The organism is Mycobacterium sp. 852002-30065_SCH5024008 (assembly GCF_001665645.1).
In the GTDB taxonomy this organism is placed as follows: Bacteria; Actinomycetota; Actinomycetes; order Mycobacteriales; family Mycobacteriaceae; genus Mycobacterium; species Mycobacterium paraffinicum.
Genome location: NZ_LZSZ01000072.1, coordinates 67,212 through 76,478 on the forward strand (window position 1 = coordinate 67,212; position 9,267 = coordinate 76,478).

Annotated in this window: 10 protein-coding genes; 8 read left to right on the forward strand and 2 right to left on the reverse strand. The window is 70.2% G+C overall.

The window, feature by feature from the left end; translation table 11 throughout:
• Nucleotides 1-133 precede the first annotated feature (133 nt).
• From A5781_RS09015 to A5781_RS09025, 3 genes are all read left to right on the forward strand, one after another.
• Nucleotides 134-613 (forward strand): lipoprotein LpqH, encoded by a 480-nt coding sequence (locus A5781_RS09015; RefSeq protein WP_067203893.1) that lies wholly within the window; start codon nt 134-136, stop codon nt 611-613.
• Nucleotides 614-708: 95 nt separating this feature from the next.
• On the forward strand, nt 709-2,400 hold the full coding sequence (locus tag A5781_RS09020) for a hypothetical protein (protein ID WP_067203894.1): 1,692 nt from the start codon (nt 709-711) through the stop codon (nt 2,398-2,400).
• Entirely contained in the window at nt 2,397-3,752 is a 1,356-nt protein-coding gene (locus A5781_RS09025; protein WP_067203895.1) for a CHAT domain-containing protein, read from the forward strand. Before A5781_RS09020 ends, A5781_RS09025 begins: the two co-directional genes overlap by 4 nt.
• Nucleotides 3,753-3,755: 3 nt before the next feature.
• On the opposite strand, the gene A5781_RS09030 is transcribed toward A5781_RS09025, so the two are convergent.
• Nucleotides 3,756-4,094 (reverse strand): hypothetical protein, encoded by a 339-nt coding sequence (locus A5781_RS09030; RefSeq protein ID WP_067203896.1) that lies wholly within the window; start codon nt 4,092-4,094, stop codon nt 3,756-3,758.
• A gap of 44 nt (nt 4,095-4,138) precedes the next feature.
• Here A5781_RS09030 and A5781_RS09035 point away from each other — a divergent pair, with 44 nt between their 5' ends.
• From A5781_RS09035 to A5781_RS26545, 5 genes are all read left to right on the forward strand, one after another.
• Complete coding sequence (locus tag A5781_RS09035) at nt 4,139-5,452, forward strand: hypothetical protein (RefSeq protein ID WP_067203906.1); 1,314 nt, start codon at nt 4,139-4,141, stop codon at nt 5,450-5,452.
• Nucleotides 5,449-6,588, forward strand: coding sequence for a hypothetical protein (locus tag A5781_RS09040; RefSeq protein ID WP_067203897.1), 1,140 nt, complete (start codon nt 5,449-5,451; stop codon nt 6,586-6,588). The genes A5781_RS09035 and A5781_RS09040 overlap by 4 nt, the downstream gene beginning before the upstream one ends.
• 29 nt (nt 6,589-6,617) lie before the next feature.
• Nucleotides 6,618-7,685 carry a dihydrodipicolinate reductase gene (locus A5781_RS09045; RefSeq protein WP_067203898.1) on the forward strand — a complete coding sequence of 356 codons (1,068 nt, stop codon included), beginning with the start codon at nt 6,618-6,620 and terminating at the stop codon, nt 7,683-7,685.
• Between the two features lie 106 nt (nt 7,686-7,791).
• Entirely contained in the window at nt 7,792-8,082 is a 291-nt protein-coding gene (locus A5781_RS26540) for a cutinase family protein (protein ID WP_369817700.1), read from the forward strand.
• The gene (locus A5781_RS26545; RefSeq protein WP_369817701.1) at nt 8,039-8,317 is read left to right on the forward strand and encodes a cutinase family protein; all 279 of its coding nucleotides are present in this window, start codon (nt 8,039-8,041) and stop codon (nt 8,315-8,317) included. Before A5781_RS26540 ends, A5781_RS26545 begins: the two co-directional genes overlap by 44 nt.
• Here A5781_RS26545 and A5781_RS09055 read toward each other — a convergent pair.
• A partial coding sequence (locus A5781_RS09055) for a serine hydrolase domain-containing protein (RefSeq protein ID WP_067203899.1) occupies nt 8,312-9,267 on the reverse strand: 956 nt, incomplete at its 5' end. The two genes, A5781_RS26545 and A5781_RS09055, sit on opposite strands and share 6 nt — an antisense overlap.

The following is a 9,267-nucleotide window of genomic DNA, read 5'->3' on the forward strand; positions in this document are numbered from 1 at the left end:
CTTCGCCTGCGCCCACCCCGACGCAGCCTACCGGCTCGACGCCGCGAAACTTGGGATCGGTAGCGAAGCGGCCGGTCTCTACTTACGCCATGGCGACGCCATCGGGGCGGCGCATGAAGGAAGGGAACCGCAAGTGAAACGTCTTCTCGCGGCTGCGATTGGGACACTGGGCGCCGCATCGGTGCTGGTGGGGTGCTCCAGCGGCGGCCACACGGCCGGCCCGGCATCGAGCACGGCACCCAGCGTCGCCAACGGCGGCGGGGCGCAGGTCAAGGTTGGCGGCACCGACCTGGCGGGCCTGGACCCGGCCTCGGTGACCTGCGTCCGGACCGGCGGCAAGATCGACATCGGCAGTGGCTCCAGCGGCGGACGGCAGGCGCTGGCCGTCGTCATGACCGACGAGGCCACCCCTAAGGTCGAGTCGCTGGCAATGGTCGTCGACGGCAACGCCCTGTCGGTCAGCAACAACATGGGCGCGAAGGTCGGCTCTGCCGACGTGGCGGTGGACGGCAAGACCTACACCATCACGGGCCAGGCGCAGGGCGCCGACCTGAAGAACCCGATGGCCGGCATGATCAGCAAGGACTTCAGCATCAAGGTGACCTGCGGCTGATCGGTTGCGGACCGGGCGGCGGGCGTGGCTGGATCAGCGTCCGCCGCTCGCCGCTTTCCCTGCCCGGGCAGCGCCGGCGGACTTATGATGCAGCCGTGTCGATCCCCGACGAGTTGGACAACGCTCGCCGCCTGGCGTACGCGGCCGACGAAGCGGGGGCGCGCGATCTGCTGCTGTCCTTGATACCGCGCATCGAGCGGGAAGACCGGGACGATCTGATGCTGGAAGTCCTCGCGCAGCTCGGCGAAATCTACCTTCAGCGCGGCGCGAATGACGGCGTGCGCGAATGCATCCGGCGCATTGAAGACTGCGTGGCGATCTACGCGAGCATGCCCGCCGATGCCGGGACCACACGCATGATCCGCCGGTACTCGCGCCGGGCCCAGTTTCTGCAAACCGGCCTGGCCGCGGCGATCGGCGATCATGAGGGCGCGGCGGCGGCGCTGGCGGTGCTAAATGACGACGCGGACGTTCCCGCCCTGGCCGACGAACACACCCACCTGCGCATTCATGCGCTGGTGTGGTGCGCGACCGCATTGTGCGACGACGACCTGCATGCCCGGTCGGTCCCGTTGTGGGAGAACGTTATTGGTGCCATGGCAGACTACGGTGGGAGCGGCGATGCCGCCGACCACCTCCGGGTCGTCGCAGGCATCGGGTACGGCAGGTTCTGCGTCCAAACGGGCCGGCTGCCGGAAGCAGACCCCTGGCTGCGACGCGCGGAAGCCCGGGCACAGGCCAACGGCTGGGAACTGGCCACGGCGCAAGCACGATTGGAGCGGGCAGCGGCGTGCTGGGCGGCCAACGACCACGCCGGCACCGAGCAACTGGTGTCGGAGGCCTATCCCGTCATCGCCCGCCACGCCCGGGCCCACGACGTCGCCCGCTGCTGGCTGTATATGGGGCTCACCCGGCTGGGGGCCGGTGCCCTGGAAGCCGCCGACGAATGCTGGGAGCACGCAGAGCGGCACTGGCGCGAATTGGGAAGGCCGCTTCATCTGCACCGTATCTTGTTGCAGCGCAGCTGGATAGCGATCTTCTGGAGCCGTTTCGCCGAAGCGGTCGAGCTGATCGCCGAGGCCCGCGAATTGCTCGACTCGTCGCCGCGCAGCAGCTGGCTACAGTACGCGCTGCTCGACAATCATCTCGGCACGGTGTGGCGCGCGGACGCGTTGGCGGACCTCGGCTTCGACAGCTCGGGCGATCCCGACGAGACGCTGCAGGAGACCGAGGCCCGACAGGCGGAGGGACTCGGCATCCTCCACGGCGAGATCGGCACCGATGAATACTGGCGCGGCATGACCAAGCTGCAGCAGGCCGCGGAGCTCAAGATCCCCGCCGCCCTGGCGGTCGACTCGGTGCGGTACTCCATCGCCGATGCGGACGCGAGATCACGCTGGGCCGCGAGCATTTCGGCCCCCGTCCTGGCCGGCGCCTTCGCCGTCGCCTGGGAATGGGAGAACACCGAACTGATCAGTCAGCTGGTCGAATACCACAGCGCCCGAGGGACTTTCGGCACCGGTTTGCAGCGGCCACAAACCGGCGAATGGGCGTCCACGGCCACCGCCCCCGTCCCCCTCGACGCCGACCCGGAGCCGGCCCCCGCGCTGGCCGCGGCCGGCTCGCCGGCCACCGGCGGCGCATCGCTGACCCGGCTCGGACCGTTGCCGCCGTTGCGGATGCAGCCGGACACCGAGCCGATCCTGAGCCACTATCGGGCGCTGGCATTCCAGCGCTACGGCCGTGACGTCACCGCGACCGAGCCCGCCTGGTCGACCTGGCCGTGAGCGACACCGACGGGGCCACCCTGATCCTGCGGTACGCCGACGTCGGGATCGCCACCTACGCCAGCCTGCGGGTCGTCGGCCAGCCGTCACGCACCGTCAACTGGGTCATCGAAGAGCCACTGTTGCTGGCCGCGCTGGAAGAACTGGCGAACGCCCTGCCCGAGCCGCACGGCTCCGAGAGCCCGACGGACGCCATCGAGCGCGCGCTGACCACCGGGCCGTTCGCGACGGCGGAGAGCGAGCTGACGCTCGCCTACATCCTCGGCGTGCTGCTGATCGGCTCCGCCGGCTGGCAGCTGCTCGCCGAGTGCATGGCCACGCCGCGCGCCGCCCTGTTCGTCTCGCCCAGCGCCCGGCTTGCCCGGGTCCCATGGGGGCTGCTGGCGGTGCCGAAATCGGGCCCCAGCAAGGAAGAATTGGTGCGCGCCCGCCAGGAGGCCATCACCGCCAGCGGCCGGGCCGCGGCCCGCATCCCCTGGCAGCTCGCCGATATCGCGAAACACACCGACGGCTACCGGCTGATGGAACTGGTCGACGTCCTGATGGCGGTCCCGCCGAACATCGTGCACTCACCGCGCGCGCCGGCCGGATGGGACACCAGGAAGGACGGTCCGCCGCTGCTGGTCCTCGACCCCAGGGTGCCGGGGCAGCGCCCGGACTCCGCGCTGGGGTCGGTACTGGGCAGGCCCGCGCCGGACACACCGTTGGCGCGGCACTTCACCGGCGTGCTGGAACACCGGCCGGTGCTGCCGGCCATTGAATCCCCGGCAGCCGCGGTCGAACTGTTCCGCCGCCAAGACTCCGATCGCACGTGGCTGGCCAAGCTGCTGGCTCAGACGCCGAGCAGGCTGCTCTATGTGGGCCATGCGAGTTCGGCGGACGGCCAAGCCGATCGGGCCGCGCTGCACCTGGCCGATACCGCCGACGTCCCCGGCGACGCCGACGCCATCGGTGATCACCGCCCGCTGACCGCGTCGGACCTGATGGCCCTGCAACTGCCGATGCCGCCGCGGGTGGCCCTGCTCGCGTGCGGATCGGGCGGGGACTACCAATTCGACGAGGCCACCGGGCTGGTGGCGGCGATGATCCTGGGCGGCGCGCAATTGGTGACCGCCACCCTGTGGTCGCTGCCCACCACCGCGGCGTACCGCCAGTTCACCACGGCCACCGCCGATCCGATGGCCGACGTCGTGGCCGCCGTGGATCACGCGCATGGCGCGCAAGGAGAAGCCGGGTGCGCGGTGAACCGTTGGCAGCGCGAACAGATGCGGCGCTGGCGCGACGGCGAGGCCACGGCGAACCCGCTGTATTGGAGTGCGGTAGTCAGCTTCGCGGTGGACGGCGCACGGTAGCGCTCACGGCGACGCGACGAAGGCCGCGTGCACTGCCAGCACGTCGTCGGGCAGCGAAAGTTCCTCGCGCGCAGCGGGATCGAACGCCACCAGAACGACAAGGCCGGGCCGCAACATCGACACGTCGAGATCGTCGCCGCAGCGCGCCAGCTTGCCGATGAAGGTCTCCCCGGAGACGGCGACCACCTCGATGAAGACCTGACGTTCGACGGTGCGCACGGTGCCGACCCCGACGGCGCGGTCCCCGCCGCCGCGACGCCGGGCGCACCTGAGCCGGTCAACCAGCACCAACAGCTTGTTCATGCCACCAGGGTGAAGCCACCGGCCGGCTACCGAACCCAAGTTTTCGGCTGCCGCGTTTCGCGCGATGCCCCTATTCTGTGCAGATGAGCGCGGATTCGCAGCTGGCCGTCGCGGTCGGCCACCCACGCCGGTCGGTGATCGACGCGGCATGGCGGGCGATCGGCCCGGGTGTGGAGGTGCTCAGCAGCGACGACGGCGGCCCGTTGAGCCGCACCGTCAAACGCATCATCGACCCCCTGGTGCTCCGGCTGCGGTCGAACCCGCAATATTCGGCTCCGGTCGTCACCCCCGAGACGGCCGCGGCGATGCGTGACCTGATCGTCGGCAGTGGCGCCGAATTACGCTCGGCCGCAGCTTGGTTCGAGGTTCTCAAAATGGAGCGCCGCCGGCAGCGCATCCGCACGGGAAACGCCCAGGAACTGTACTTCCCGGTGTGTTTCGAGCTCGCGGTGACGAAAGGCCCACCGGCACCGCAGGATCGCGAGACGGCCGCGGCGGTGCTGGGCGACGTCCACCAGGGCCGCGACCGCACCGCGATCGAGGTGCTGCACCAATACGTGGCCGAGGCCGAAACCATCGCGAAGCTGGCCGACCAGCTCGACCGCAGCTGGCGCGACGTGCGGGCCGGTAACACCGTCACCGCCCCCTTCCTGGCCGAGCTCACCACCGTGCTGGGGCCGGCCAACAGCCACCGCACCGCGACGGCGCGGCAGCGCGTCTGGTCGGCAATGATCGCCGACGCCACCCCGTACAACCTCGGGGCCCTGGCCCGCGTCGAGGCGGCGGAACTGCCGTGGTCGATCGTCGAACTCGGCCTGAGTTCCGTTGCCCCGCAACGCCCCCCGCAAGTCGCGGGTGACCCCGACAGCGACCGGCCGCTGGACCGCAGCGTGGTGGACCGGGTGCGCGCGACGCTGCGCCGCGCCCTGGACCGCGACGCGCTGCCCGATATCCCCCTGCTCTGCGAGGAGGAGGTCGACCGGGCCTGCGCGCCCTGGGGGCTGATGGCCGAGGACAAGCAGGCCACGCTCGTCGCGGGGATCGAGGTGGCGGTGGAGCTGGCCCCGCTGGACCCGTCCGTCGCCAGCCGCTACGCCCTGGCGGCGCAGATTCAGGCGCGGTTGCGCAAGGAGGCCTACGTGCTGCACGCCAGGCGTTACCTCGCTGAGGGCGGCCCCATCCATCCACGCCAACGGCAGGTGGTCGACGACCTCGCCGCCTACGCGCAGCCCTACCTGAGCCGGCTCTGGGCGCGGCTGCACGGGCGCGACGTGTGGCAGGACCCGTGCGGCGACGTCGATGACGTGCGATCGCTGCTCGAAGGCGTCGCGCGCTCGGTGAGCCTGGACCACCGGCAGCGGATCAAGGCGATGCTGGAATTGCAGGTGGCCGGATGAGATTGGTTGCCGATTCCGGCCTGTGGAGCACCGGACCCGTCAGCGAGGCTACGCCGCTGGCCGCGGTGCTGGAGGTCAGCGGCGCGGTGCTGTCGTGGACTTTGGACCAGCCCGGCGAGCCGGACGCTGCGGCAACCCACATCACGTTCACCGATTTCGGCCGCGCCGACTGGCTTTGGCGGATCCTCGGCGAATCCGGACACGTCGCCCTGGCTTCGGCGGTGGGATCGGCGTACGACCCGCACGGCATCGACCTCGCCGGCGTGGACATCCTGCCGGGCTCGGTCGCCACGCTCCGCAGGCTGGCCGTGGGCCATTGGCTGCGGCGCTGGTGGCCCGCCAGCCGGCGCGACGGCATCGCCGGGCTCGACCGCGCGCTGCTGGACCTCGAGGTCGCGTTGCTGACCGCCGGCGCGCAGGGCTTCTTCGCCGACGACACCCTGGATTCCGACGTGGCGGGATTGCTGGCGCCGCATGCCGACGCCCTGGCCGCGTACCTAGCCGACGGTGATCCGCGCGCACTCGATCTGGTGCGGGCGGGCGCCGGCCTGGCCGACGAAATGGGGGTGGACGGCCCCGGCTGGCCCGAACTCTTTGCTGCCCTTGACGATTCGAGCATGCCCTTGAGCGCGCCGAGCGGCCGCCGCGACGACTACGCCCTGGCCGCCGGGGCTGGCGCCGGCTCGCGCGCCGTGGCTCCGATCGCCCGCGGCACCGCGTCCGTCAGCTGGAGCGGGGTGCCGCCCGGCATCTTCGACGCGGGCGAGAACACCGTCGACTGGACGATCGAGGCGGCCGGGGTGGCCGTCGCGGCACTGGTGCGGGCGGCCGTCATCGGCCCGGACGCGCCCACCGGCGTGCAGGTGCGATTGCGCTCCGGCGCCGTTTCCGGCACCGGAGCCTTGGACGCCGACGGCCGAGCGACCCTCCCCCTGGTCGACGGCGAGCAACGTCCGCTCACGGAATCGGCGGCGTGGGACCACGATTGGTCGGCGACGTCGGTGCTCGTCGGGGTCGAGACGACGGAGTCCCCCGAAACCCGGGAACGCGTGCGGCGGTGGGCGCGGGCGCGGCTGGACCGGCCGGCCCGCGACGCGTTTCTCGCCGAAATTCTGGCGGCCGAATCCGCCTACTAACGCTGGTCCCGATTCCCTATGCTGAGCGAGTGCCAAACAACTATCGAGTGGTTCAGTGGAACACCGGCAATGTCGGCAAGAGCTCGCTGAAGTCGATCGTCGCCAACCCCACCTATGAACTGGTGGGCTGCTACGCCTGGTCGGCGGAGAAGGTCGGCCGCGACGCCGGCGAACTTGTCGGGATCCCCCCGCTGGGCGTGCCGGCCACCAACGACGTCGACGCGCTGCTCGCGCTGAAGCCGGACTGCGTGGTCTACAACCCGATGTGGATCGACGTCGACGAGCTGGTCCGCATCCTGTCCGCGGGCGTCAACGTGGTGACCACGGCGTCGTTCATCACCGGGGGAAACCTCGGGAACGGCCGCGAGAAGATAGTGGAGGCCTGCGAGAAGAGCGGCGCCACAATTTTCGGGTCCGGGGTGAGTCCGGGTTTCGCCGAGCTGCTGGCCATCGTGTCGGCGATGGTGTGCAATCGGATCGACAAGGTCACGGTGAACGAGGCCGCCGACACCACGTTCTACGACTCACCGGAGACCGAGAAGCCGGTGGGCTTCGGCCAGCCGATCGACCACCCCGAGCTGCCGGCGATGGCGGCGAAGGGAACGGCCATCTTCGGCGAGGCCGTCCGGCTGGTGGGCGACGCGCTCGGCGTCGAGCTCGACGAGGTGAAGTGCGTGGCCGAGTTCGCCCAGACGACGGCCGATCTCGAAATGGCGTCCTGGACCATCCCCGCGGGATGCGTGGCGGGCGTCTACATCAGCTGGCAGGGCATAGTCGGTGACACCACCCTGATCGACCTGAACGTGCGGTGGCGCAAGGGACAGACGCTCGAACCCGACTGGAAGATCGAACAGGACGGCTGGGTCATCCAGATCGACGGGCAGCCGACGGTGACCACCAAGGTCGGCTTTCTGCCGCCGCCGTACTTCGAGGCGACGACGATCGAGGAGTTCATGGACCTCGGCCACATCATGACCGCGATGCCGGCGATCAACGCGATCCCGGCCGTCGTCGCGGCCGCGCCGGGCATCGTCACCTACACCGATCTTCCGCTGACGCTGCCGCGTGGGAACGCCTACGTCAGCATGGGGCGGTGATTGCGAAGCGCATCGTCGTCGGTGTTGCGATCGCGGTGACCTCGGCGGCATCGGGCGGGCGCTCAACAGCCCTGGCGCGCATGCCGATCCGTGTCCCGCCGTCGAGGTGGCGTTTGCCCGCGGCACCGGCCAACCCGCGGGTGTCGGCAGCGTCGGCCAGGCGTTCGTCGACTCGCTCGGCTCTCAGCTTTCCGGTCGATCGATGGGTGTCTACCCGGTGAACTACCCCGCGACTGAGGCTTTTGCGGCGAGCGACCAGAACAGTGCTGATGACCTGGTCGCTCACGTGCAGGACATGATCGGACGCTGCCCCAACACCCGAGGTGCTCGGGGGATTTTCGCAGGGTGCGGGTGTGATCGATTTGGCCACGCCGGCCATGCCGCCCCAGGCCGCTGATCATGTCGCGGCGATCGCCGTCTTCGGCAATCCGACGAGCGCACTCGCGAATCATCTGTCGGGCACCGCGTTTCCCCCGATCCGTCCGCCGTACGCCGCGAAGACCATCGACAGGTGCGCCGCCGGTGACCCGGCGTGCTCCGACGGCTCCACCATCAACGTCTTCGCGCACGCCTCGTATGTGCAGTCCGGGATGACGGCGCAGGCCGCAACCTTGGTCGCCGCCCGGCTATAGGGCCGCCTTGCGCCGCGCGGGCTTGGCGTAGGTGGCGCCGAGCTGCGGTACCCGCAGCGGGCCCTGGTCGCGGGCCGCCAAGATGGCGTTGCGCAACGGACGGGCCAGGCCCGCAAAGGATCCCATGTCGAACAGCAAGGGCGTCAGCAACCGGTTGTGGACGAAGCCGAACGAGCTGCCGGCTTCGGGGTCGGCCCAGCCGAGCGTGCCACCGAGACCGACGTGGCCGAAACCGCGCAGCAAACCGGGCACCGGCGATTCGTGGTAGCCGAGGTGAAATGGCATGGGCACCACCATGTTCGCGTCGGGCCACTTGCGCCGCGCCTGCCCGGCCAGGCCGCGCGCCAGCTCCTCGGACAGGTACTTCTTGCCGTCGATGCGGCCGTCGTTGGCCAGCACGGCATACATCTTCGCCAGCCCACGGCCGGTCACCACACCGTTGGCAGCGGGGACCTCCCCGTCGAGGAAGGGTGTGTCCCCCTTGATCAGAGAGACGACGCCGGGAAAGTACATCGCGCCCAGCGCGCCGGAGAACGGCAGGCCGGCCATCTTGGGTGCGATGAAGTTGAACACCGGGGCGCGCAGCCTGCCCTGCGGTATCAGGATTTCCGCGGGCTTGGTCGGCGAGCCTTCCGGAGGGCGGCCGAGGTGCAAGCCGTCGGTGTTGAGGGGACGCGCGACCTCCTGGCGGATCAGGTCCCGCATGCCCTTGCCCGTCACCGCCCTGGCCAGCCCGGATAACAGCCATCCGTAGGTAAGGGCGTGATAGGCCTGCACGCCGCGCAAGTGGTCGACCGGCGCGGCGGCGAGGCGTTCCTCCATCAGGACGTGGTCCATCAACTGCGCCTTGGTGACGCCGCGCAGGTGCGACAACCCGGAGCGGTGCCGCAAGACGTCGCGGACCGTGATTTCCGCCTTGCCGTTCGCCGCGAACTCGGGCCAGTATTCGG

Bases quoted from the DNA above. Each gene is read 5' to 3' on its own strand.
- A5781_RS09035 (WP_067203906.1), top strand. From the start codon at position 4,139: ATGAGCGCGGATTCGCAGCTGGCCGTCGCGGTCGGCCACCCACGCCGG.
- A5781_RS09040 (WP_067203897.1), top strand. From the start codon at position 5,449: ATGAGATTGGTTGCCGATTCCGGCCTGTGGAGCACCGGACCCGTCAGC.